Here is a 24,117-nt window from a genome sequence, read left to right as displayed (position 1 = left end):
GGCCCGGACCACCGGACCGCCCACCGTATGGAGGGCCCTGTGAAGCGCGCCATCACCTCCACAGCCGTCTTCGCCGCAGCCCTGCTGCTGACGTCCGGCTGTTCGCCAGGCTCGGACAGCGACTCCTCGTCCGGATTCGAATTCTGGTCGTTCACCGGGATCAACCAGAAGGCCGACGTCGAGGTCTACCAGAAGGCACACCCCGACGTCCCCATCAAGCTCACCGAGGTGGGCAGCACGAGCGAGACGGCCCAGGCACTCACGGCGGCACTGGCCGGCGGCAAGGTGCCCGACCTCGTGCTGATCCAGGGTGACGACCTGCCGAAGTTCATGCAGTCCCCGGAAAACTTCGTGGACCTTTCCACGCTCGGCGCCGACAAGATGAAGGGTGACTATCTCGACTGGGTGATGAAGCAGTCGGTGACCGAGGACGGCAAGGTGGTCGGGATACCGACGGACGTGGGTGGCATGGCGATCGCGTACCGTAAGGACCTGTTCGAGGCCGCCGGTCTGCCCACCGACCGGGACCAGGTGTCCAAGCTGTGGCCGACCTGGGACGCGTTCGCGGAGGTCGGCAGGCAGTACGTCCAGAAGACCGGCAAGCCGTTCCTGGACAACACGCCGACGAGCATCTTCTTCCAGGCGGTCAACCAGGGAACAGAGCGCTACTACGATGCGACCCACGAGCTGTCGTACGATCGAAATCCGCAGGTCAAGGCCGCCTTCGATCTGACACTGAAGGTCTTCGCCACCGGCATCTCCGCCAAGCAGAGTTCGTTCTCGACCGGGTGGACCGCCGGCATGAGCAAGGGTGACTTCGCCGTCGTGTCCGCACCGTCGTGGATGCTCACCTCCATCCGCACCAATGCGCCCGATACCGCCGGCAAGTGGGATATCGCCACCATCCCCGGTGGCTCGGGCAACTGGGGTGGTAGCTATCTCGCCATCCCCAAGCGGGCGAAGAACCCGAAGGCGGCGTGGGCCTACATCACCGAGATGCAGTCACCGGCCGGCCAGCTCGCGCACTTCGTGTCGCAGGGGTCCCTGCCCACGACGCCGTCCGTCTACTCGGACGCGCAGCTCGTCGGCAAGACGGACCCGTTCTTCTCCAACGCGCCGATCGGCAAGATCTACACCGAGTCCGTCGTGAACATCAAACCGTTCTATATCGGCCCCGACGACGCCACCATCGGATCCGAACTGCTCAACACGCTCACCAGCGTCGAGCAGGGCAAGGTCGACCCGGCCAACGCGTGGAACACCGCGCTGACCAACGTCAAGAACGCCCTCCGCGGCTGAACGGACGACTGGTGCGCGGCGGTCGGCACCGAGCCGACCGCCGCTCGTCGGGAAGGTGACCGCAGTGACCACCACGCTCAGCCCGGCCACGGCCACGGAGGCCACTCCAGGGCCCACCCGGTATCGGCATGTCCAGCAGGGCTTGCGCGAGCGACTGGCGCCCTACGCCTATGTGGCGCCGTTCTTCCTACTCTTCTTCGTCTTCGGCCTCCTCCCGCTGCTGTTCACGTTCTACGTCGCCCTGTTCGACTGGGACCCCATCGGCGAGCGGCATTTTGTGGGGCTGGCCAACTTCGCCCAGCTCGGTGACGACCCCCGGTTCTGGGGCGCGATGCGCAACACGTTCAGCATCTGGGTGCTGTCGACGGTTCCGCAGTTGCTGCTTGCGCTCGGCGTGGCGCACCTGCTCAACCACGTACGGCTGCGGGCGGCCACGTTGTTCCGGATGTCGGTGCTTGTCCCCTACATCACCTCGGTGGCGGCGACGACCATCGTCTTCGCCCAACTCTTCGACCGCGACTACGGCATGCTCAACTGGTTCCTCGAACTGCTGGGCTTCGAGCACGTCGACTTCACGGCGTCGGTGTGGGGCAGCCACCTCATGATCGCCGCGATGGTCGCCTGGCGGTGGACCGGCTACAACACCTTGCTGTATCTCGCCTCGCTCCAGGCCGTACCCCGCGAGCTGTTCGAGGCCGCCGCGGTGGACGGCGCCAACGGCTGGCAGCAGTTCCGGCACATCACCATCCCAGCCCTGCGGCCGATCATCGTATTCACCGTCGTCACGTCGACGATCGGCGGGCTACAGACCTTCACCGAGCCACTGCTGGTCAACCCGGTGGGTGGACTTACCTGCGGAGCGGCACGGCAGTGCCAGACCCTCACCCTCTTCCTCTACGAGCAGGGATTCGGCCGGTTCCACTTCGGCTACGGATCCGCCGTCGCCGTCGCGCTCTTCGTCATGGTCGTGATCGTCGCTGCGATCAACTACCTGCTGGTCACCCGGATCCGCTCGGAGCGTCCATGAATCTCGCACCCGCGTCCTCGTCGACCACCGGGCGGGCACCGCGCCGCCGACGCCGTGTCAACCAGGTCCCGTTCATCGTGTACGCGGTGCTCGGCGCCATGGTGTTCTTCAGCGCGTTCCCGCTCTACTGGATGTTCGTGGTGTCCACGACAGACTCCGCCACCGCGACGAGCCTCCCACCGCACGTCCTGCCCGGCGGCAACTTCCTGTACCTGGCGAACCTGGTCTTCGACACCGTGCCGTTCGTCCAGGCACTCGTCAACAGCCTTGTCGTCTCCACCACGATCGGCGTGGGCCAGGCGGTGCTCTGCGCGCTCGCCGGCTTCGCCTTCGCCAAGCTGCATTTCCCGGGCCGCAACACGCTGTTCCTCATCGTCGTGCTGACGATGACCGTGCCGGCCCAACTGGCGGTCATTCCGCAGTACCTCATCATGTCGGAGCTTGGCTGGGTGGACACCTTGCAGGCCCTGATCGTCCCCGGGCTGGTGAGCGCCTTCGGCATCTTCTGGATGCGCCAGCACATGAGCGGCACCATCGACGACGACCTGTTGCACGCCGCCCGGGTGGACGGCGCGACGACCTGGCAGATCTTCTGGCGCATCGTGTTCCCGCTGGTCCGCCCGGCGGCATTCGTCCTGGGACTGTTCGGGTTCGTCAACGCCTGGAACGACTTCCTGTGGCCGTTCATCGTGTTGAAGTCCCCGGAGCGGTACACCGTGCAGATCGCCATCAAGGCGCTGCAGAACAGCCGGGACATCGACCTGGGCCTGGCCATGTCGGGCTCGTTCCTGGCCACGCTGCCACTGTTGGTGCTCTTCGTCTTTGTCGGGCGACGCCTGGTGCAGGGGATCATGGAAGGTGCGTTCAAAGGCTGACGCGCGCCGTCTCGGGGGCCCCGGTCACTTCGCGGCCTGCGCCGCGAGCACAGCGACCGCCTCAGCGCGGTACCAGTCAACGGCGATGCGCCGCCGCTGCGGCTCGTGCGGTCGGCGTGGCCGTGGCGGGCGCTGGCGCACCTCATCGGTGACGTGGCGCTCGGGATGGCGATACTCGCCACGCTCGCCACCCTGGCAGCGCTCGGGGTGGCCACGATGCCGTTGCTCCTCGGGGTGCCGGTACTGATCGGGGCCCTGCGGACCCGGTAACCTGGCCCGCCGTGGGCCGGCCGTGGGATCTCGTCCTGCCGCAGCCGCCGTGGCTGCGGCGACGACGACCTCCCCAGCCGCCACGGTACGGGTAAGGTTGTTGTCGTCCGCGCTGCCGTGGTCGGCGCCAACTCACTACCGTGGCTGGAACTGCCACCAGTCGACGTTGAGCAGGTAACCGCTGCCGCCGGCGAACCGCAGGTACAGGTCGTGGGTGCCGGCGGCGCCGCTTACCGGGCAGGTGACGGTCGTCCAGGTCTGCCAGCCCCCGCTACCCGGCACGGTGCAGGTGCCCACGAGGGTGCCGTTGGCGCCACCCAGCCGCACCTCGATGCGGCCACCGCTGGTCCCCGAGGCCACTCGGGCACTGAAGGAGCCGGCGCCGGCACCGAAGGCCACGCCCTTGACCTTGATCCAGTCCGCGTTCTCGATCCAGCCGACGTTCATGCCCCCTCCGCTGGCCGGCTCGGTCTCCACACCGGTCGCCCAGGCGATCGTCTCGGCCTCCTGCCGGACATAGGGGTTCAGGGTGCCGACCTGCGGAGCGCCCGTCGTGGTCATGTTGATCGTCGGGATCGTGCCGTCGGCGTTGTAGTTGAACTTCTCCACCGCCACGGATCGGGTGAATCCGCCGCCGCCGGGCAGGGCACCGTTGTGGTAGAAGAAGTACGAGCCGCCGTTGTAGTCGATGACGCCGGCGTGGTTGGTGAAACTGCCGCCCTGCCGGGGCATGACCGTGCCACGGTAGGTCCACGGCCCGGTCGGCCCGGGGGCCGTCGAGTAACCGATGAACTCCGAGCAGCATTCCGCCGCGAACACGTTGTAGTACAGTCCGTTCCGCTTGTAGACCCAGGGCGCCTCTTCGTAGAGGGTCGGCCGGCTCGTGTTGCCGCTACGGGCCCCGAATCCCGCCGCGGTCAGCGGGATCTGCGTCGCACCGCCGGAGAACGAGATCATGTCGGCGTTCAACCGCACGTACCAGAGATTGGGGTTGCCCCAGTACAGGTACGCCTGCCCGTTGTCGTCGATGAAGGCGGCCGGGTCGATCTCCCCGTTCTCCACGAGTGGACGACCGAGCGCGTCCCGGAACGGTCCGGTGGGACTCTCCGACACACCGACCCCGATGGCCATCCGGCCGGTCGCCCGGTTCTTGACCGGCACGTACCAGTAGAACTTGCCGTTGCGGAAGATGGTGTGCCCGGCCCACGCGTCGGCGCTGGCCCAGCTGAAGGTGGCCAGGCTCATCGGAGAGCCGTGGTCGGTCCAGTTCACCATGTCGGCCGAGGACCAGACCCGCCACTCGCGCATGGTGAAGTAGGTTGAGCCGTCCTCGTCGTGACCGGTGTAGAGGTACACCCGGCCGTCGTGCACCAGCGGGGCCGGATCGGCCGTGTAGATGGTCTGCACGATGGGGTTGTCCGCCCGGGCCGGTCCCGGCAGCAGCACCGCGAGACACAGCAGCGCGGACATCAGGGCCACGCCGCGGCTACCCGCCGCACGGATAGAAGTTTCCGACCTCATTCTCATCTCCTCGGGGCTGACGATCGCATTGAGAACAATCAGTTCGCATGAGGTGGTAGCCGACCGGGCCGGCGCGGAGCTTGCCCTCTCCGCGCCGGCCCTCCCAGGTCACGGCGGCAGCGACATGTCGGCGTTGATGCCGCTGCCGCCGTGCCTGGAGACCGCGCCCCGGCTCTGCCCGGTGCAGGTCGGCTACCGGAGTTGCCGTACGGGCTGCGAGGCTTGCCGGCCATGTGCCCGTCTGGCCGCACCGCCTATCCGACGCGTACGAGTTGCCATTGCTGGTTGTTGCCGCCCCAGTCGGTGTACTGCACGACGTTTCCGCCGTCGTTGGCATCCGCGCCCTGCACCTCCAGGGCCTTGCCGCTGTTGCGGTTGATCAGGCGGGTGTAGCCGCCCGCCGGGTCGGTGGGTCGGAACTGCTGGTTCGTCCCGTTGTGATCTGTCCACTGCACCACTGCGGCACCATCCGCGGTGGACGCGTTGGCGACGTCGAGCACCTTGCCCGAGTGCCGGGACCTCAGCCGGTAGTAGCCTCCACCGGAGTCCACGAACTGCCACTGCTGCCACGCGCCGTCGTTGCGCGCCCACTGGGTGATCCGCGCCCCGTCGTTCGTTGCCGAGTTGTACACGTCCAGTGCCCTGCCGCTGTTGCGGTTGACCAGCACGTACCACGCCGTCGTGTCGACCTGCCCCGGGTTGGGGACGCTGCCGCTGTTGAGGGCGGTGAGCACCGCGTCGTAGGCGGGCTTCTTGTTGCCGTTGCCGTCGAAGAGCAGCGGGTTCTGCCCGGTACGCCAGGAGTCGGTGTCGCGGATGCCCCAGACCGTGATGCCGGTGCAGCGGGCGACGGCGAGGCAGGCGCGGGTGACGGTGCCGTAGACGCTCGCCTGGTTGGCGCCGGAGATGTCCAGCTCGGTGATCTGCACGTCGACCCCGAGGTCGGCGAAGCGTTGCAGGTTGGCCTGGTAGTCACCGGGCACCGAGTTGCTCAGGTGCGACTGGAACCCGACGCAGTCGATCGGCACGCCGCGCGCCTTGAAGTCGCGCACCATGTTGTAGATGCCGGTCGACTTCGCGTTGATCCCGTCGGTGTTGTAGTCGTTGTAGCAGAGCCTGGCGCCCGGGTCGGCGGCGTCGGCGGCCCGGAAGGCGGCCTCGATCCAGTCGTTGCCGGTACGTTGCAGGTTCGAGTCCCGCCGCCCGCCACCGCCGCCGTCGGCGAACGCCTCGTTCACCACGTCCCAGGTGTGGATCTTCCCTCGGTAGTAGCTCGCGACCTGGGTGACGTGGTTGATCGCCGCGTTGCGCAGCGCGCTGCCGGACATGCCCTGCGCCCAACCCGGTTGCTGTGCGTGCCACAACAGGGTGTGCCCCCGCACGGACATGCCCCGCGACCGGGCGTGGTTGACGATTCTGTCCGCGTTGGTGTAGCTGAACCGACCCTGCTGCGGCTCGGTCGCGTCCCACTTCATCTCGTTCTCGGCGGTGACGCTGTTGAACTCGCGGTTCAGGATCGTCATGTACGTGTTGTCGCCCATCCTGCCTGCCGCGACGGCGGCGCCGAAGTAGCGGCCCTTCTCCGCCGCCGAGGCACCCAACGTGGTGCCGGCGCTGGCGGGACTGGCGATCTGGACTGCCATGCCGGCCCCGAGCAGCCCGGTCGCCAGCAGCGCCAGAACCGCTCTGCTCCACCACCGGCGCTGGGGAGGTCTGGTTGGGTATTCGCGCTCGTTCATGGGTCAATAACCTCTCGACACTGATCGGGTAGATCCCTCTGCCCTATGAATGAAGGCGCCCCCGTCGGCGTTCATCTGAACTCAGGCACCGCTCTGTGAGCGCTAACATGCGAGCGGCACCAGCTTAGGACGGTAATCACGTAGCCTAGGAGAACGCTAACATCGACATACGAAGATTGCCAGATCGCTTCGGCGCCTTTCAAGGGGTATCCGCGCGGACACCCGGCGGAATCCGACGAGCAGGACGCACTCCGCCCTGCCGACTTTCGACGAACGCGGTCGATAACACTTTTCTAGACGGCAGGAAATAGCCAAGGCGCAGAACCACGGCAGCTTTTTGTTATGGAGACCGGCGACGGATGGTCCCGAACTGCTCACCGACTCGGCCACCGGATCAGTCCGGTGCCGAACCGCGCCGGGCCCCTCCCACGCCCGAGGTCAGCTGTTCACGTTCCACTGCTGGTTGGTGCCACCGTGGCAGGCCCAGAGGTGGACCTTCGTGCCGTTCGCGGTGCCCTGGCCACTCGCGTCGAGGCACAGCCCGGACTGCACGCCGGTGATGGTGCCGTTCGCGTTGACGTTCCACTGCTGGTTGGCCTGGCCGTTGCAGTCCCAGATGATCGCCAGGGTGCCGTTGGTGGCGCCCTGGCCGGAGGCGTCGAGGCACTTGTTGCCGTACACGGTCAGTTGCCGTCCCGAGGTGTACGTCCACCGCTGGTTCGTCCCGCCGGAGCAGTCCCAGAGCTGCGCCTGGGTGCCGTTGGTGGTACTCGACCCGCCGATCTCGAGGCAGCGGCCGGACTGACCCCCGACGATCTGCACGTTCTGCTGACCACCGCCGCTCTGCGGCCCGGCGGCCACCATCACGGCCTGGGCGCCTGCGGGCCAGTTGCCGCCGGTCACCGTGACATTGCCGGAGACGACGTTGCCCCGGTCGCCGTTGGTGACGTTGGTACTGCCGTTGGTCGACCAGTTGTTGGTGACGGTGAAGTTGCCCATGTTCTCGGCGAACCAGTAGTTCGCGGTGGCCCAGGTGCCGGTGTCCGCGAAGACGTTGTTCCGGGCGGTCCAGTACCGGGAGCCCTCGTCGAAGTAGATCCCGAAGTAGCCGTTGGTCCGCAGGCAGTAGTTGTCGCTGATCAAACCGCCCTGGTTCGCCGACAGCGTGTAGACGCATCCGCCGTCGTTCATCTGCTGCATCACGTCGTGCACGTAGTTGCCGACGAGCCTGTTGTTCGACGCGGTCGTCGGCGTCGAGTACCGCGGCTGGTAGTTGTACAGCCCCCGGTCGGCGTAGTGGTTGCTTCCACCTGCGTCGTTGGCACCCCACCCGTACCCCATCGACAGCCCGGTGTACGGCATGTTGTAGACCTCGTTGTACGAGACGGTGGCGTTGGTGACGTAGGTGGTCAGCACCGACACGATGCCCCGGTGCTCCACACCGAGATCGTGCAGCCGGTTGTTGCTGATGGTGATGTCCCGGTTGACCATCCGCTGGTCGCTGGGGTGGTGCGCGTCCGCGCGCACGCCGCCGACGATGATGCCGCCGGCCGAGTTGCGAGCGATCTCGGACCTGGTGATGGTGATGTTGCTGGCGCCGAGGCCGACCCCGCTGGCGTGGGCGCTGACGTCGTTGCCGATGCCGATCGCCGTCTGCCCCAGGTTGACGAACCGCGAGTCGGTGAAGGTGACGTTGTTGGCGGCGGAAATCTGCACGGCGGCGGGCGACTGGAACCAGTTCGGCCGGGCGGCCTCGAACTGCGGGCAGCCGTTGTGGCAGGAGGTGAAGCTGGGCCAACTCCAGTTGCCCGCGATGTAGGCACCGGTCTGCTGGTCCGCATAGCCCTGGTTGCCGCTGGGCCCGAGCCAGCTGGTGCCGGTGAAGGTGATCCCGCTGAAGGTGAGGTGGTGCGCGGGTGCGGCGTAGCTGCCGCCGAGGTTCACCAGGGACTGGAGTATCGGCAGTTCCACACTGACGTTGCCCATGTTCTGGCCGCCGAGCGGGATGTAGGACAGGGCGCCGGTCGACGGGTCGAGGTACCACTCCCCCGGGGCGTCGAGGAACTCGTACGCGTTGCTGAGGTAGAGCGGACCTGCCCGGTGCGGGCTGGTGAAGGTGTCGTACCCGAAGTTGTTGTTGCTCCAACCTGGCTGCTGCATCGTGATCAGGTTGCCGTTGATGCTCTGCACCGAGACGTAGCGGTCGGTGAACGAGCCCACGCTCTCCACCTGGATCCGGCTCTCGTCGGCCAGGTTGTTCAGGTAGCCCAGGGCGCTGTTGGTGAACCTCATCCCGGTGCTGTCCGCGGTGAAGTCGGCCCGGTTGACCTGGGTGCGGGCCCGGGTGGCGATGGCGCCGTCGACGTAGAGCTGCCGGCTGTCGAGCCCGGCTCCGACGTTGGCCCGCCAGATGTTCCTGCCGGAGTCGACGAGGGACCAGCCGGTGACGGCCCGGGCACCGCTGATCACCGGACGGGCCGACGGGGCGGCCTGCCACATCACCCGGTAACCGTTCGTGCCGGAGTCGGCGGCCGTCAGCCGGAGCGGGGAGGTGAGCCGGTAGACCCCGTCGGTCAACTGGACGACGATGTCGCCGGACATCGAGCCGACGCGGGAGCGGACCGCGGTCTGCGCACCGGCCACCGAACACGGCGCGGCGGCGGTGCACTCGGTGCCGCTGCCCGAGGGGGCGGCGTAGAGGGTGGTGGTCGCCGCGAGCGCCGGGGCGGTCGAGGTGGCCACCACTGCCGCGGTGGCCACGGCGGTCAACGCCGCCACGGCGGCTCCGAGCAGCACCCGCCGCCGGGCAGCGGGAACTGGGGGTACGGACACGGGGGTCTCCTTGCCTGGATGGGGTGGTGTGGTGTGGTGTGCCGATGATCCCGATGTGACTGTCGACGCCGCGCGGTTGCCGGCGCTGAGCGCGGGCCGGCAGCGGGCGCGCTCTGGGGGGTCACGCCGGAACGAACCTGCGGCGCTGCGGCGGCGGCACCGATGACTCGACTACGAAAAGTTCATCATACGAATGATGTATTTGCAAGAATCGATCGGCCACCCGGGCCGGCCGTCCCGGGTGGCCGTACGCCGGATCCTGCCGAACACGATCGGATCGATCGCGAGAGCCGACGCCTCAGGGGAGGATCCGCCGGAGACAGGTCAATCCGTCCTGGGCCAGCCGATCCTGTGACGGGGCGAGCGGACGCCAGATCGACGCGGCGGTGGTGATGGTCTCGTTCGCGGCGGTGAACGACTCGATGCAGACCGGCGCCCCGGTAACCGGTGGCGTCCAACGCGGCGAAGAAGCGGGGCCAGTCGAGATGGTCCGCACCGGGAGCACCTCGGTTGGTGCCGCTGACCTGCACATGCTTGATGTACGAGCCGGCCAGGGCGAGCGCGGAGTACGGGTCGGCCTCCTCGATGTTCACAGCGGCAAGTGTGTCGAGGTGACCGCCGGCTCCACCGCGCCAGGGCCTTCCTCCAGCAGGCCACCTGCAACAACGGCAGCCAGCAGACGTTCACCGCCACCCCGACCGGGACGTCCGGGGTGTACACGGTGAAAAGCGTGCTCAGCGGGCACTGCGAGGCGTCAACGGCGCCGCCACCGCCGACGGCGCCCGGCTGTTGCAGTGGACCTGCCAGAACAGCACCAACCAGCAGTGGCGGTTCACCCTGGCGTGGCGCCGACCGCGGCTGCCCGAGCGGCCGGTGACGGTCCGGTCGGGACCGGTGTCCGGGACAACGGCGCCGGTCCCGACGGGGACGTCGGCCGCCCAGGGCGGTCCGGCCACCCTGGCCGGGCGGCGCCGCGAGCGGGCCGCTACGGCCGCCGGGTCGCCCAGGGCTGCGGACGCCGTGCCCGGACCCGGAGATGGTGGTGCGCGTCGACGACCCTGGGGGGCGTCCGGGCGCCTGCTTGCCCGTCATCGGCCCAGCCAGCCTCCGTCGACGGGCAGCACGATCCCGTTGACGTAGTCCGACGCCGCCGATGCCAGGAACACCGTGGCGCCGCCGATGTCGTCGGCACGGCCCCACCGGCCCGCCGGGATGCGGGCGAGGATGGCCCGGTCGCGATCGGGGTCGTCGCGCAACGCCCGGGTGTTGTCGGTGGCGATGTAACCGGGTGCGATGGCGTTGACGTTCACCCCACGGGATGCCCACTCGTTCGCCAGCGCCTTGGTCAGCCCGGCCAGGCCGGCCTTCGACGCGGCGTAACCAGGCACGGTGATGCCGCCCTGGAAACTCAGTAGCGACGCGGTGAAGATGACCTTCCCTCGGCCGCGTTCGACCATGGTCCGGCCGATCTCCCGGCTCAGCACGAACTGGCTGCTCAGGTTCACCTCGATGACGTGGTCCCACATCTCGTCGGGGTGCTCGGCGGCCGGGGTACGGGCGATCGTGCCGCCGTTGTTCACCAGAATGTCGATCGGCCCGAGCGCGGTGAGGTCCCGGGCCAACCGGTGCACGGCGGCCCGGTCGGCGAGGTCGGCCCGCAGCGCGGTGAACCGGCGGCCGGCGGCGTGTACCCGGTGTTCCACCTCGCTTCCGACCGGTTCCAACTCGGCGGAGACGCCGACGACGTCGGCACCGGCCACGGCCAGGGCCTCGGCCATGGCCAGGCCGATGCCACGCCGGGCGCCGGTCACCACCGCGGTCCGGCCGGAGAGGTCGAACAGGTCGGTCACCGGTCGTCCTCCCGCCAGTCGAGCAGTACCTTCAGCACGCCGCCGCCCTCCAAGGCCGAGAACGCGGCATGCACTGCTTCGACGGGCTCGACCCGGGAGATAAGTTGCCCGACCGGGATCGCGCCGGACGCGACCAACCGGATCGCCTCCGCCATGTCGTCCCGCTGGTACAGGCGGGCGCCGAGCAGCTCCAGTTCGCGCCAGAAGAACCGGTGCAGGTTGACCTCCCGGGGCCGGGGGTGGATCGCCACCATCACCAGCCGGCCGCGGGTGGTCAGCACGTCGACCGCGGTGGCGACGCCGGCCGCTGAGCCGGAGACCTCGAACGCGACGTCGGCACCCGCGCCGTCGGTGCGGTCGTTCACCAGCGTCACCACGTCGGCCGTCCCGGGGTCGAGGGCCTCGATCCCCATCCCGCCCACGGCGGCCCGCCGGAACGGGTCCGGCTCGACGAGGAGCACCCGTGCGCCGCGGCCCTTCGCGACCGTGGCGATGAGAACCCCGATCGGCCCGCCCCCGATCACGACCACCTGGTCGTCGGCGGTCACGTTTCCCCGCCGGACGTCGTGCACCGCGACCGCGACCGGTTCGACGAGCGCCGCGTGGTCGAGCGGCAGGTCGTCGGGGAGCGGCAGGACCAGGTCCGCCGGGACGTTCCAGGACGACTGCATGGCGCCCGGTGAGTCGATGCCGAGGAAGTCCATGGCGTGGCAGACGTGGGAGTTGCCGCGCCGGCAGGCGGCGCACTCGCCGCACGACCGGGTCGGCATCACGGTGACGGCCTGGCCGACGGACCAGCCGGTGACCTCCGCCCCGACGGCCGCGATCCGACCGGACATCTCGTGCCCGATGATCGCCGAGGCGCCGACCCGGGCATCCATGTCCCCGTGGTAGATGTGCAGGTCGGTGCCGCAGATCCCGGTGTAGGCCACCGCGATCCGCAGCTGACCGGGACCGGGTGGTTCCGGGTCACGTTCCTCGACCCCGAGGTGCCGCGCCCCCCGGTAGACGACTGCCTTCATCGATCCTCCGTCTCGGTGGTCGGTACGTCGTTCCGCCCGGCCGGGCGCGACCGTGGGTACACCGCCGTGGCGGAGCAGCCACGACGTCCTGCTCCGGCGGCCAGGAGCCTGGCGAGGGCCGTGGTACGTCTGGACCGTCTGTGCGAGGAGGGCACCCGGATGTCGTTTCGGTGCGCAGAGGCGGTCTGGGTCAATGGCGTGCGGTGGGCGACACGTCGTTGTGGGAGTGCAGCGGTGCGCCGGAGAACCGCCGTACCGGAGCGACGCCGTCGACCCCGGCCAGCAGTCGCCGGCCGGCCCGCTCCGGCCGGACGTTGGGGCCCTCGGAGGTCTGCGCCTGCGGGTGCTGGGTGGTCGCCCGGATCCGGTCCTCGTCGACCCGGACTCCCAGACCGGGCGAGTCACCGAGCACGAAGGCACCGTCCTCGACGTGCATGTCGACGGAGATGCCGACCGGTGGCGTCAGGTCCTGCAACTCGCTGGTCAGGTGGTTCGGCACCGAGGTCGCGGCGTGCAGCAGCCCGACCGGGCTGTTACCGATCGGGCTGACCGGCAGGTCATGACCGTGGGCCAGGGCGGATGCCCGCAGGAAATGGGTGACCCCCCAGACGGCGGCCATCTGCAGGATGTCGACGGCACCGGCGGCGATCAGTGGCCGGTACTGCTCCAGTCCGGTGAGATTCTCCCCGGTCGCGACCGACGCGCGGATTCCCCGACCGACGGTGGCGAGACCCTCGGCGTCCCAGCGCCGGACCGGCTCCTCGATCCAGATGAGGTCGAGGGTGCGTTCGAGTTCGCAGACGTGTCGGACGGCCTGCTTGCGGGTCCATGCCTCGTTCACGTCGAGCATCAGGCCCGGCCGCAACCCGTGCCCGGCCTCGGTCAGTACGTCCCTGACCAGGCAGAGGCGATGCCGGTCGCGCTCGATGTCGAGGCCGCCCTTGAGCTTGGCGGCCCGCAGACCGTACCGGGCGTAGACCTCGTAGGTCGAGACGAGTTCGTCGTCGGACAGCCCGATGTCCAGGCCGGATGCGTAGGCGGGGACCCGGCGGTCGCGTCCGCCCAACAACCGCCACAGTGGCTCGCCGGCCGCCTGTGCCTTGATGTCCCACAGCGCGGTGTCGAGTGCGCCGATGGTGCCGAACACCGGGCCGGCGTGCCCCGCCTTGAAGGTGTGCCGCAGCATGCGGTCGTAGAGGGTCGTCACGGCGCGCGGGTCTTCGCCGTCGATGGCCGCGAAGATCCGCTCGATCTCCACGTGCGGCCCGATGCCGACCCCCGAGATGCCCTCGTCGGTCTCGACGATGACGACCGACACCGGAACCACCCCGTCGGCGAAGACACCGTTGGCGTCACCGACGGGCCGTCCCCATTCCTGCACCGTGGTGAGTGTCCGATATCCAGTGATCCGCATGTCAGCCCTTCGTGGAACCGGCGGCGACGCCGTCGGCGATCTGGCGCTGGAGGAACAGGTAGACCACCAGGACGGGAAGAGCGGCTATCAGGACCCCGGAGGCGAAGGTGGGGATGTCGTCGGAGTACTGGCCCCGCAACGAGGTCACGCCGACCATGAGGGTGCGGTGGTCGGCCGAGGGCATCATCACCAGCGACATGAGGACGTCGTTCCAGCAGAACAGGGCGTCGAGGATGCCGACCGACAGCAACGCCGGACTGCCCAACGGCAGCATGATCCGGCGGTACACCCCGTAGACGCTGTTGCCGTCGATGCGGGCCGCGTCGATGATCTCGGTCGGGATGGCTCGGTAGTAGCTCGTCATCAGGAAGACGGTGAAGGGCAGGAACTGGGCCACGTAGACGAGGATCAGCCCGGGGTAGGTGTCGATGAGACCGTTGTCCGCCATGATCCGGGCGAGCGGCACCATGATCACCTGGAATGGCACGAAGAGTCCCGCGAGGCAGCCGAGGAAGAGCGCCCTCGAACCCCGGAACCGCAACCGGCTCAGGGCGAAACCGGCCATCGAGCCGAAGAGCAGCAGCAGGACCACCGACGACGTCACCACGAGCAGGGAGTTGACGAAGTACCGGCCCATGCCGACGCTGCTCCACGCCGTGCCGATGTTCTCCCAGCGCAGGGCGTCGGTCAGGGAGAACCGGTCGAGGATGTAGTCACGCCGGGTCTTCATCGCGACGTTGGCGGTGAAGAGCAGGGGGTAGATCGTCGCGAGCGCGAGCAGCGCCATCGGGATGACGACCAGCCACCGGCCCAGACGGATCCGAGTCATCGGTCTTCCCTCCCCGCCCGCCTGAGCAGCGTGATCTGGAGTAACCCGACGACGAGCATGATCACGAAGAGCACCGTCGACGCGGCCGACGCCAGGGCCGGGCGGCTCAGCTGTCCCTGCTGGATCCAGATGTAGTACTCCGGCAGGTACGTCGACCCCTCGGGACCACCGTTCGTCATGACGTAGAGCAGGCCGAACATGGAGGTCAGCATCCCGATCATCGTGGTCACGAAGACGAACTGGATGGTGCGCGACAGCGCTGGGACGATCACGTGCCAGATCACCTGAGGTAGCGACGCCCCGTCCACCCGGGCCGCGTCCAGCAGCGCGGCGTCCAGGGTGGCGAACCCGGCGAGGAACACCACCAGGGCCATTCCGAAGGTCGCCCAGACATGCACGCCGACCACCACGAACATCGCGACGTCCGGGTCCCCGAGCCAGTCCACCGGACCGACGCCGACCGACCCGAGAACGGCGTTGAGCGGGCCGTCGAAGGCGAGCAGAAGGTTGAAGATCGCGCCGACGATGACCGGCGAGAGCACCGCGGGGAAGAAGTAGACGCCGCGGTAGAGCCGGTGACCGGGCACCCGGAGGTAGATGAACGTCGCGAGCAGGCCGGGGATCGCCACCGCCACCGGAAGCAGCAGCACCAGCAGCCCCACGTTGCCCAGCGCGGTCCGGAACAGCGGATCGCGGAACAGCTCCAGGTAGTTGTCGAGGCCGACCGCCACCCCGTTCCGCTCACCGTCGCCGGTGAAGGAGAAGTTGACCCCGAGCAGCAGCGGGTAGAGCCGCAGCAGCACGATGATCAGGACTGCCGGGGCCACCAGGACGTACGGGGCGAAGCGCTCGGCCCGTACGCCGGTGCGCCGGGATCGGGCGCTGGGACGGCGGATGGCGGACCCCGCGGCCCCGTCGGTCCGACCGGCGCGGGCCGGTCGGACGGACGGCTGCACATCTCCGATCGGCACGGGGTTCAACCCGCCTGGTCGGAAGCGGCCAGCTGCTTCACCACCTCGTCGACGGTGATCGAGCCACTGAGCAACTGCTGGGAGAGCCGACCCATCAGATCCAGCGTCCTCGAGGAGAGCGCCACGTGTAGGGCCGGCTTGCCGCCCTTGAGCTCGGAGACGATCGTGGCGACCGCCGGACCGCCCTGCGACACGTCGATCGTGGTGTCGGCGGCGATCGCGCCGGCGTCGGCGTAGAAGGCCTTCAGCGCGTCGGTCGAGGTCAGCGCCCGTACCAGGTCGGCGGCCACCTTCGGGTCCTTGGTCCACCGGGCGACCCCGTAACCGATACCGCCGTCGTAGGGCAGGCTCGGGGTGGTCCCGGCGGTGACGACCGGAGCGTCCATGACACCGAGTTCGTCGGTCGTCAGGAACTCGGTGAAGTCCTTCCAGTGCCCCACGTCCGACATCAGCCCGATCACATGGGCGGCCTTGCCGGACTGGAAGAGCGCGAAGGAGTCGTTGAACATCGCGGTCGAGTTGGCCCCGTCGTTGTTCAGACCCGCGTCGCCGGCCTCCTTCCAGAGTTGGAAGACCCGCTTGACGTTCGCCGAGCTCCAGTCGCGCTTGCCGGCGATCCAGTTGTCGTACTCCTGGGCGGTGAGGATGCCCGACGCCAGCCCCGACAGCCAGAACTGGATCCCGACACCCTCCTTGTTGCCGAGGGCGAAGCACTTGGCACCGGCCTTGGCGATGGCGGCGCAGTCGGCGACGAACTCGCTCCATGTGGTGGCCGGGCTCGCCGGATCCAACCCGGCCTTCCGGTAGAGCGCCTTGTTGTAGTAGATGGGGTGGCCCTGGAGCGTGACCGGACCCGCGTAGATCCTGCCTTCTGCGGTGAACGCCTCCCAGCCGGCCAGCCGCTGCCTGTCCTCGGCGACGTACTCGTCCAGCGGCACCAGCGCGTCCACCCGGTCACGAATCTGACCGCCCCCGTTGAACAGGATGACGTCCGGACCCTTGCCGGACTGGATCGCCGCACCGAGCAGCGTGTAGTACTGGTCGAAGGGCTGGGCGACGAACTCGACCGTCACGCCCGGATGCTTCTTCGCGAATTCCGCCTTCGCCTTCTCGATGTAGGGTGCGGCGGAGGGCTCACCGGACTTCCAGTCCCACACCACGAGTTTGCCCTCCGAACCGCCCGGCGAGGAGTCCGAGCCGGTGGCACTTCCACAGCCGGCCAGCGCCAGTCCCACAACGAGGACGGCCGACCACTTTGCTCGTTGTTTCATCGTTGTCACCCTTTGAAGTTGGGTGGTCGGCGCACCGACCGTCCAGGCATCATCTTTGCGCGGAAACGTAACTCGTATGATGTCTGTCGTCAACGGTCCACCCGTACACTGGCGCTCGGGCACCGGGCTACCGGCGCGGTGGGCCACCCGGAGGGGGACATGACGCCATCGCAGGAAACCGCCTTGAATGCTTCAGCGCCCCCGGCCTGGGCACGCCGACCGGCCAACCTCGCCCGGGCCGTCACCGCTGAACTGGTGGAGCGGATCGTCCGGGGAACGCACCCGTCCGGGACGTCGCTTCCGCCCGAGCCGGTGCTCTGCGAGACCTTCTCCGTGAGCCGGACCGTCGTCCGGGAGGCGGTCAAGATCCTTCAGGAGAAGGGGTTGGTGCAGGTCCGCCAGGGCGCCGGCACCATGGTCACCCCGCAGTCGTCATGGGACATGCTCGACGAACTCGTACTCGCGGCCACCATCGCCGAGGACGACAGCCTCGCCATCCTCGACGACCTCGTCGTCACCCGCCGGGTGCTGGAGTCCGACATGGCGAACGTCGCCGCCCGGCTGGCCGACCAGGAGACGATCGAGCGGTTGGGCGCGCTGGTCAAGCGGATGGACGAACTCGTCGACGACACCGTCGCCTATCACGAGCACGACCGCGCCTTCCACGACACGATCATGCAGGCGTCCGGCAACCGCATCGCCCGCGGTGTCGTACGGGCGCTGGAGAGTCAGGTCGTCAACACGGCCCGGTACATGGGCCGGACCGAACGGTCGCTGTGCGTGGCGTCCAACCGGGGGCACCGGCGCATCCACGAACGCATCGCCGCCCACGATCCGGACGGCGCCGCGGAGGCGATGTTCACCCACATCACCGAGGCCTGGCTCGTCCGCCGCAGCGGAACGGCCAGCCCCAGTCGTCTCCAGCGGTGACATACCGCCGGAAGGACGGGCTCCTGGCCCACAACGGGTGCCGGCACCCCTGCTCGCCACGAACCCGCCCGTCCGATCGTCCGACCTGTCTCAGGAGAACTGCGCGAAGAACCGCCAGATCTCACCCTTGGTCCAGGTGGTGATCCCGCTCTCGGCGTAGCTCCCGTCCACCGGCCCGGGCATGTGACCGTTGTCGAACGCGGCCCACTGCACCGGGTAGCCGGACCGACAGCCCGAGTAGCTCGTGGTGACGTGCGTCCGGCTGCCCGCCCCCGGCTCCGGCGGACTCTGGGCGGTGCAACCGTTGTTGCGGACGAACGTGTCCCGCAGCGACCGGCCCTGCGAGATGTTGAGGACGTTGTCCGAGATGCCGTGCAACCCGAAGTACGCGATCGGCTGCGTACCGCCGCCACATCCGCTGATCTGGGCCCCGGCGATGACCGCGACGGCCCGGAACACGGTCGCCCGCGCGCAGGCGAGCGCATAGCTCATCCCGCCGCCCCAACTGAAACCGAGGGCGAAGCGCTGCCTCGGGTTGACGCAGAGATCACCCTCGATTCGCTGGATCATGTCGTCGACGAAGGTCACGTCCTCGCCGCCGGAATTGCCCCAGCCGTTGCCGAGCCCCTGCGGCGCGACCAGGATCGCGCTGTTGTTCGACTGCTCCTGCTGGCCGTAGTAGGACCAGGCCGCCCCGCTGGTGCCGCCCGAGGAGATCTCCTGCATGGTGCCACCCCGCCAGTGGAAGGCGAAGATCAACCGGTACGGGTTGGTGTTGTTGTAGTTGGCCGGGATCCGCAGGATGAAGGAGCGGCTCTTGCCGTTGCTCTGGATCGTGTGCGTGCCGCTGGACAGCGTCGGGGCCCTGCCGCAGCCGGTGCCACCCGTCGGCGGGTTGCCGCCGTCGACCCGGGCGAGTTGCCACTGCTGGTTCGTGCCGTTCCAGTCGGAGTACTGCACGACGTTCCCGCCGTTCGCCGAGGACGCACCCTGCACCTCGACGACCTTGCCGCTGTGCCGGCTGATCAACCGCAGGTGTCCGGAGTCGGAGTCGGCGAGCCGGAACTGCTGGTTCGTCGCGTTGAGGTCGGACCACTGCACGATAGCGCCGCCGTCGGCGGTCGACCGGTTGTGCACGTCGAGCACCTTGCCGGAGTGTCGGGACTTCAGTCGGTAGTAGCCGCCGCCCGAGTCCACGAACTGCCACTGCTGGTTCGCGCCGTTGTTCCGGGTCCACTGGCTGATCCGGGCGCCGTCGTTGGTGGCCGAGGCGTACAGGTCCAGCGCCTTGCCGCTGTTCCTGTTCACCAGGACGTACCAGGCGTTGGTGTCCACCGTCGCCGCCGACGCGGGCGCGACGGTCACCGCCACCAGCGTGCCGGCCGCGACGACCGCCGCCGCCGCGACGGCCAGCCCTGACCGCCAGCGATGTCTCTGAGCAGAGGCGGGACGAGCCGCACCGGTGGCCTTCATGATTCCGCTCCTTCGGTCGGGGCGCAGGCGAGCAGAACGGACGCGTACGCCCGAGGGTGTTGAAGTTAGCGCTCACATCCTCATACGTAAAACGACTGCTGTCTATCCCTCCGTACCGGAATCTGGGAACCGGGAGCGGTCCGGCTACCCGGTTCCGCTCGACGCCCCGCGGGTCAACTCGACGTCCTCCGGGTCGACCGGTCGCGTACCGCCGGCACGATGCCGTGCGGCAGGAACATCACGACCAGCACGAGCAGGATCGCGTAGACGGCGTAGGAGAGCACGCTCGGCGCGTAGCCGGGCATCCCGGGCTGGGTGCCGAGCGTGTTGAGCAGCTGGACGAGCAGGATGATCACGGTAGCGCCGACGAGAGCGCCCCACAGGGTGCCGAGCCCGCCGACGACGGCCATCACCACGTACTCGATGGAGAGCAGCACCGGGAACGAGCCCGGCGCCAGATAGCCGAGATAGAAGGCGTAGATGCCGCCGGCCAGGCCGGCGAACGCGGCGGAAAGCGCGAAGACGGTGAGCCGGTAGCGCCCCACCGGCACCCCGCAGGCCGCCGCGGCGGTCTCGCTGCTGGCCAGCGCGTGCAGGCCACGGCCGGGGCGGGAGGCGACGATGTTGCGGGCCACCAGCAGGGTGAGCGCGAGGGCGGCCCAGACCAGGTAGGCGTAGGAGAGGTCGTCGGCGAACTCGTAGCCGCCGACCGAGAGTCGCGGGATGCCCTGTAGGCCGATGGCACCGCCCGCCCAGTCCGCCCGGGCGACCAGGGAGAGCAGGATCAGTTGCATGGCGAGGGTGGCGAAGGCGAGATGGTGACCCCGCAGCCGCAACAGCGGCACCCCCACGACGACCGCGAACCCGGCGGAGACCAGCGGCGCGGCGAGCAGGCCGAGCACCGGTGGCAGGCTGTGCACGCTGAGCAGGCCCGCCGTGTAGGCACCGATCGCGTAGAAGGACGCCTGCCCGAGGGAGATCTGACCGGCGTACCCCATCAGCAGCGACAGCCCGACGGTGACCATCACGGCGAGGCCGAGCAGGACGTAGACGGTGAGGTGGCTGCCGGAGAGCAGCGGCGGCAGGGCGAGCGTCGCCGCCGCCACCGCCACCGCCGGCCCCCGCCGGGCCATCAGGCCGGCTCCTGCTCGGCCACCGGCGTCCGCACGGCCTGCCGCAGCATCACGGCGAGCAGCAGCACCAGCGCCACCTCCATCTGGTACGCGGCGTTGCCGTAACCGGCGACGAAGGACTGCGCCACGCCCAGCAGCACCCCACCGACGAGGGTGTGCAGCGGTCGCATCAGCCCGCCGAAGACGGCGGCGGCGAAGCCACCGACGATCAGCGTGACGTCGTAGTCGAAGGTGACGAGCTGGATCGGCGTGACGAGCACTCCGGCGAGCCCGCCGAGCGCACCGCCGATGCCGAAGGCGAGCAGCCCCATTCGGACGACGTCGATCCCGACGACCTTCGCGGCGTACGGGTTGGAGGCGCACGCCGACAGCGCCCGGCCGATGTCGGTGCGGGCGAACAACGCGGCCGTGCCGGCGAAGACGACGGCCGTCGCGCCGATGATCAGCAGGTAATGCGCCTGGAAGCGGACGCCGGCGAACTCGACCGCCCCGGGCACCCCGGCGAACGACCGGGGCTGGTCACCCCAGATCAACACCTCGACCGCGTACGCGAAGACGGCCAGCCCGAGCGTGATGATCAGTGACGCGCCGGGTGGGGTACCCGGCCTGCCGATCGCGACCAGCCCGACGAGCAGCCCGGCACCGGCACCGACGGCCACGGCGGAGAGCTCGGCCAGGCCGTGCGGCAGCCCGCTGGCCAGCAGGGTCGACGCGGTCAGCGCGGCGATCACCGCGAACGAGCCCTGGGCGAAGTTGACCACCCGGGTGACCCGGTGCACGACGACGAGGCCGCTGCCGACGAGCGCGAACGCGCAGCCGCCGCCGACGCCGGTGATCAGGTACTGGAGGAACTCCGTCACCCGGCCACTCCCAGATAGGCGTCGGCGACCCGTGGGTCGGCGGCCAGTTCCGCCGCGGTCCCGGCGACGACGACCCGCCCCGCCTCCAGCACGTACCCCCGGCTGCACAGGTCGAGGGCGAGTCGGGCGTTCTGTTCGATGAGGAGCACGGCGAGACCCTGTTCGGCGTTCAGCTCCCGCAGGTGCCGCACCAGGTCGGCGACGACGAGCGGGGCGAGGCCGAGGGAGAGTTCGTCGACCGCCAGCACGTCCGGCCGGGCCATCAGCGCCCGACCGACCGCCACCATCTGCTGTTCCCCGCCGGAGAGCTGACCGGCGCGGCGGCGACGCAACGGGGCCAGGCCGGGCAGGATCCGGTAGATCGGGCCGGTGTCGCGGTTGCGGATCCGCCAGCCGCCGAGCCGCAGGTTGTCGTCGACGGTCAGGTCGGGAAAGACCTGCCGCCCCTCCGGTACGTGGGCCAGCCGGCCGGAGATCGTCACCGTGCCGCCGGCCGGCCGTCGAATTCCGGAGAGCGTGTCGACCAGTGTCGACTTTCCCGCCCCGTTGGGACCGATCAGCGCCACCATCTCCCCGGCCGCCACGGTGAGACTGACCTCGTGCAGCGCGACCGCGACGCCGTACCGGACGGTGAGGTCGACGACGTCGATCACCCGGGTACCCCTGTCCCGAGGTACGCGGCGACGACCGCCGGATCGGCCCGGACCTCGGCGGGGGTGCCCTCGGCGATCACCCGGCCGAGGTCGAGTACGGTGACCCGGTCGGCCAGCCGGCTCACGAAGGCGACATCGTGCTCGATGACCACCATCGTCAGGCCGCTCGCCTTCAGCTCCTCGAAGAGTCGGGCCAGTGCGTCCCGCTCGGCCGCGCGCAGCCCGGCCGCGGGCTCGTCGAGCAGGAGCAGCCGGGGTCGGCCGCAGAGCGCGCGGGCCACCTGGAGCGCGCGCTGCTGCCCCAGCGGCAGCGACTCCGCCGGCCGGTCGGCCCAGCCGGCGAGGCCGACCCGGGCCAACGCCTCCCGGGCGCTCTGCCGGATCTCCCGCTCCTCCCGGCGGTGCCCCGGCAGCCGGAACACCGCACCGGCGAAGCCCCCGCCGGTGACGGCGTGCGCGCCGACCATCGCGTTCTCCAGCGCCGTCATGCCGCGGAAGATCCGGGCGCCCTGGAAGACGACCCCGATGCCGAGCCGGGCCCGACGGTGGGCCGGCAGCCGGTCCACCCGGCTACCGGCGAGCACGATCGCACCGGTACGCACCGCCAACTGGCCGCCGACCAGGTTGAACAGGGTGGACTTGCCGGCGCCGTTCGGCCCGATGACGGCACGCAGTTCCCCGTGCGCGACGTCGATGTCGACCTCCCGCACCGCGTACACGCCACCGAAGGCGTGCGAGACACCGGCGACCCGCAGCAGCGGCTCGGTCACCTGCCCGCCACCACGGCGAGTTGCTCCCGGGCCCAGTCGGTGGGGACGAACGCGCCGCCCCGCACGGTGTTGACGGAGATGTAGTCGGCCCTGAGGCCGGCGTGGTCGGTGGCGCTGTAGGTGTAGGTGCCGTTCGGGGTGGTCACCGTCAACCCCTCCAGGGCGTCCCGGATCTTCGCCCGGTCGGTACCGCCGGCCTTCTCGATCGCGGCGACGAGCAGCCGTACCCCGCTGTAGCCGTCCTGGGCGAACTGCGGTGGCGGGTACCCGTGCTTGGCCCGGAACGCACCGGCCAGCTCGTCGATCGCCTGCTTCTGCGCGCCGTCCGGGAGGGTGTCGCCGACCACGCCGATCGAGCTGGCCACCAGCGCGCCCTCGGCGGCCGGGCCGACCGGGTCCAGCCAGAGCCTGCTGGCCTGCGCCCCGGTGAAGACCACCGGCACGTCGAGCCCGGCCGTGGCGTACTGCTTGGCCAGGGCCACCCCGGGGGCGCCGGTGGCCCAGACGACGAGTGCCTGCGCCCCCGAGGAGCGGACCTGGTTGAAGACGGCCGAGAACTCGGTGGTGGTGGTCTGGAACTCCGGGGTGGCGGTGAGGGTGACGCCGTGGCCGGGCGCCTTCTCCCGGGTACCGTCGAAGCCGGCCTTGGCGTAGGAGCTGCGACCGTCGTACGCGACGGCGATCCTGGTGATGTCCTGCGACTTGAGGTATTGCAGGATCCGGTCCGCATAGGTCGCCGAGGTGGCCGGCACGACGAAGACGTACGGCTGCACCGGGTCGACCTGCTCGTCGGCCGGGGTGAGCGAGATGTACGGGATCTTCTCCCGGTCGACCAGCGGGATGGTGGCCAGGGCGGAGTTGGAGAAGGGCGAGCCGATCACGGCGGCGACGTCGCGGCCGCGCAGGTCGTTGAAGGCCAGCACCGACTGGTCGGGCTGGCTCTTGTCGTCGCGGACGATCAGCTCCACCGTGCGGCCGAGCACCCCGCCGGCCGCGTTGATCTGCTCGACCGCGAGCGCCACGGACTTTTCGTTCTCGGTGCCGAGTGGTGCGTAGTTGCCGGTCAGGGAGACGATCTGGCCGACCCTGATCGGGCCGGCACCGTCTCCGGTGGACGGTTCGCCGCCGCAGCCGGCCGTGGCGACCGCCACGACGAGCGCGACGGCGGATACGGCGGTACGTCGCACGGTTGCCTCCCACCGCGAGGGAAAGCCCTGTCACGGAGACGCTAGACATCTATCGCACGCCGGTCAACATTCATGCCTAACGTTCTCGTGCCGAGACGGCGCCTCCCGCACCGCAACCGGGGGTCCGGGGTGTCCCGGCAGCCGACGGCGAGCAGCACGGGAACCGGCCCGCCGGGCACTCGGCGCCAGTC

The 24,117-nt window shown here is 69.4% G+C and carries 20 protein-coding genes; 5 read left to right on the top strand and 15 right to left on the bottom strand.

Annotated elements, in window-relative coordinates; translation table 11 throughout:
- Positions 1–39 precede the first annotated feature (39 nt).
- From C6361_RS00175 to C6361_RS36765, 4 genes are all read left to right on the top strand, one after another.
- Positions 40–1,299 carry an ABC transporter substrate-binding protein gene (locus C6361_RS00175; RefSeq protein ID WP_107266319.1) on the top strand — a complete coding sequence of 420 codons (1,260 nt, stop codon included), beginning with the start codon at positions 40–42 and terminating at the stop codon, positions 1,297–1,299.
- Between the two features lie 55 nt (positions 1,300–1,354).
- Positions 1,355–2,326, top strand: coding sequence for a carbohydrate ABC transporter permease (locus C6361_RS00170; RefSeq protein WP_369931062.1), 972 nt, complete (start codon positions 1,355–1,357; stop codon positions 2,324–2,326).
- Complete coding sequence (locus tag C6361_RS00165; RefSeq protein WP_107266317.1) at positions 2,323–3,201, top strand: carbohydrate ABC transporter permease; 879 nt, start codon at positions 2,323–2,325, stop codon at positions 3,199–3,201. The genes C6361_RS00170 and C6361_RS00165 overlap by 4 nt, the downstream gene beginning before the upstream one ends.
- Positions 3,202–3,306: 105 nt before the next feature.
- Positions 3,307–3,471 carry a hypothetical protein gene (locus C6361_RS36765; protein WP_159079088.1) on the top strand — a complete coding sequence of 55 codons (165 nt, stop codon included), beginning with the start codon at positions 3,307–3,309 and terminating at the stop codon, positions 3,469–3,471.
- Positions 3,472–3,606: 135 nt separating this feature from the next.
- On the opposite strand, the gene C6361_RS00160 is transcribed toward C6361_RS36765, so the two are convergent.
- From C6361_RS00160 to C6361_RS00110, 9 genes are all read right to left on the bottom strand, one after another.
- Positions 3,607–4,941, bottom strand: coding sequence for a glycoside hydrolase family 43 protein (locus C6361_RS00160; RefSeq protein WP_199853177.1), 1,335 nt, complete (start codon positions 4,939–4,941; stop codon positions 3,607–3,609).
- 305 nt (positions 4,942–5,246) lie between these two features.
- Positions 5,247–6,731 (bottom strand): endo-1,4-beta-xylanase, encoded by a 1,485-nt coding sequence (locus C6361_RS00155; protein ID WP_107266315.1) that lies wholly within the window; start codon positions 6,729–6,731, stop codon positions 5,247–5,249.
- 438 nt (positions 6,732–7,169) lie between these two features.
- Positions 7,170–9,563 (bottom strand): RICIN domain-containing protein, encoded by a 2,394-nt coding sequence (locus C6361_RS00150; RefSeq protein WP_107266314.1) that lies wholly within the window; start codon positions 9,561–9,563, stop codon positions 7,170–7,172.
- A 1,088-nt stretch (positions 9,564–10,651) separates the two neighbouring features.
- Positions 10,652–11,413: an SDR family oxidoreductase gene (locus C6361_RS00135; RefSeq protein ID WP_107266313.1), complete on the bottom strand. Its 762-nt coding sequence runs from the start codon at positions 11,411–11,413 to the stop codon at positions 10,652–10,654.
- Entirely contained in the window at positions 11,410–12,435 is a 1,026-nt protein-coding gene (locus C6361_RS00130; protein ID WP_107266312.1) for a zinc-binding dehydrogenase, read from the bottom strand. Before C6361_RS00130 ends, C6361_RS00135 begins: the two co-directional genes overlap by 4 nt.
- A gap of 190 nt (positions 12,436–12,625) precedes the next feature.
- Complete coding sequence (locus C6361_RS00125; RefSeq protein ID WP_234359223.1) at positions 12,626–13,816, bottom strand: mandelate racemase/muconate lactonizing enzyme family protein; 1,191 nt, start codon at positions 13,814–13,816, stop codon at positions 12,626–12,628.
- Positions 13,817–13,850: 34 nt separating this feature from the next.
- Positions 13,851–14,678, bottom strand: coding sequence for a carbohydrate ABC transporter permease (locus C6361_RS00120; RefSeq protein ID WP_107266310.1), 828 nt, complete (start codon positions 14,676–14,678; stop codon positions 13,851–13,853).
- Positions 14,675–15,649, bottom strand: a complete 975-nt coding sequence (locus C6361_RS00115; RefSeq protein ID WP_199853176.1) for a carbohydrate ABC transporter permease — start codon at positions 15,647–15,649, stop codon at positions 14,675–14,677. Before C6361_RS00115 ends, C6361_RS00120 begins: the two co-directional genes overlap by 4 nt.
- Positions 15,650–15,654: 5 nt before the next feature.
- Positions 15,655–16,920, bottom strand: a complete 1,266-nt coding sequence (locus tag C6361_RS00110; protein WP_107266309.1) for an ABC transporter substrate-binding protein — start codon at positions 16,918–16,920, stop codon at positions 15,655–15,657.
- 183 nt (positions 16,921–17,103) lie between these two features.
- Here C6361_RS00110 and C6361_RS00105 point away from each other — a divergent pair, with 183 nt between their 5' ends.
- On the top strand, positions 17,104–17,850 hold the full coding sequence (locus C6361_RS00105) for a FadR/GntR family transcriptional regulator (RefSeq protein ID WP_234359222.1): 747 nt from the start codon (positions 17,104–17,106) through the stop codon (positions 17,848–17,850).
- A gap of 90 nt (positions 17,851–17,940) precedes the next feature.
- On the opposite strand, the gene C6361_RS00100 is transcribed toward C6361_RS00105, so the two are convergent.
- The 6 genes from C6361_RS00100 to C6361_RS00075 form a co-directional block, all read right to left on the bottom strand.
- Positions 17,941–19,323, bottom strand: a complete 1,383-nt coding sequence (locus C6361_RS00100) for an RICIN domain-containing protein (protein ID WP_107266307.1) — start codon at positions 19,321–19,323, stop codon at positions 17,941–17,943.
- A gap of 173 nt (positions 19,324–19,496) precedes the next feature.
- Positions 19,497–20,456 (bottom strand): branched-chain amino acid ABC transporter permease, encoded by a 960-nt coding sequence (locus C6361_RS00095; protein WP_107266306.1) that lies wholly within the window; start codon positions 20,454–20,456, stop codon positions 19,497–19,499.
- Positions 20,456–21,316, bottom strand: a complete 861-nt coding sequence (locus C6361_RS00090; protein ID WP_107266305.1) for a branched-chain amino acid ABC transporter permease — start codon at positions 21,314–21,316, stop codon at positions 20,456–20,458. Before C6361_RS00090 ends, C6361_RS00095 begins: the two co-directional genes overlap by 1 nt.
- Positions 21,313–21,969 carry an ABC transporter ATP-binding protein gene (locus C6361_RS00085; protein ID WP_107266304.1) on the bottom strand — a complete coding sequence of 219 codons (657 nt, stop codon included), beginning with the start codon at positions 21,967–21,969 and terminating at the stop codon, positions 21,313–21,315. The genes C6361_RS00090 and C6361_RS00085 overlap by 4 nt, the downstream gene beginning before the upstream one ends.
- Positions 21,966–22,739, bottom strand: a complete 774-nt coding sequence (locus C6361_RS00080) for an ABC transporter ATP-binding protein (protein ID WP_234359221.1) — start codon at positions 22,737–22,739, stop codon at positions 21,966–21,968. The genes C6361_RS00085 and C6361_RS00080 overlap by 4 nt, the downstream gene beginning before the upstream one ends.
- On the bottom strand, positions 22,736–23,926 hold the full coding sequence (locus tag C6361_RS00075; RefSeq protein WP_107266303.1) for an ABC transporter substrate-binding protein: 1,191 nt from the start codon (positions 23,924–23,926) through the stop codon (positions 22,736–22,738). Before C6361_RS00075 ends, C6361_RS00080 begins: the two co-directional genes overlap by 4 nt.
- Positions 23,927–24,117 lie beyond the last annotated feature (191 nt).

The organism is Plantactinospora sp. BC1 (assembly GCF_003030345.1).
In the GTDB taxonomy this organism is placed as follows: domain Bacteria; phylum Actinomycetota; class Actinomycetes; order Mycobacteriales; family Micromonosporaceae; genus Plantactinospora.
The sequence above is the reverse complement of the archived record's forward strand: the minus strand, read 5'-3'. Positions and strand labels throughout refer to the sequence as shown.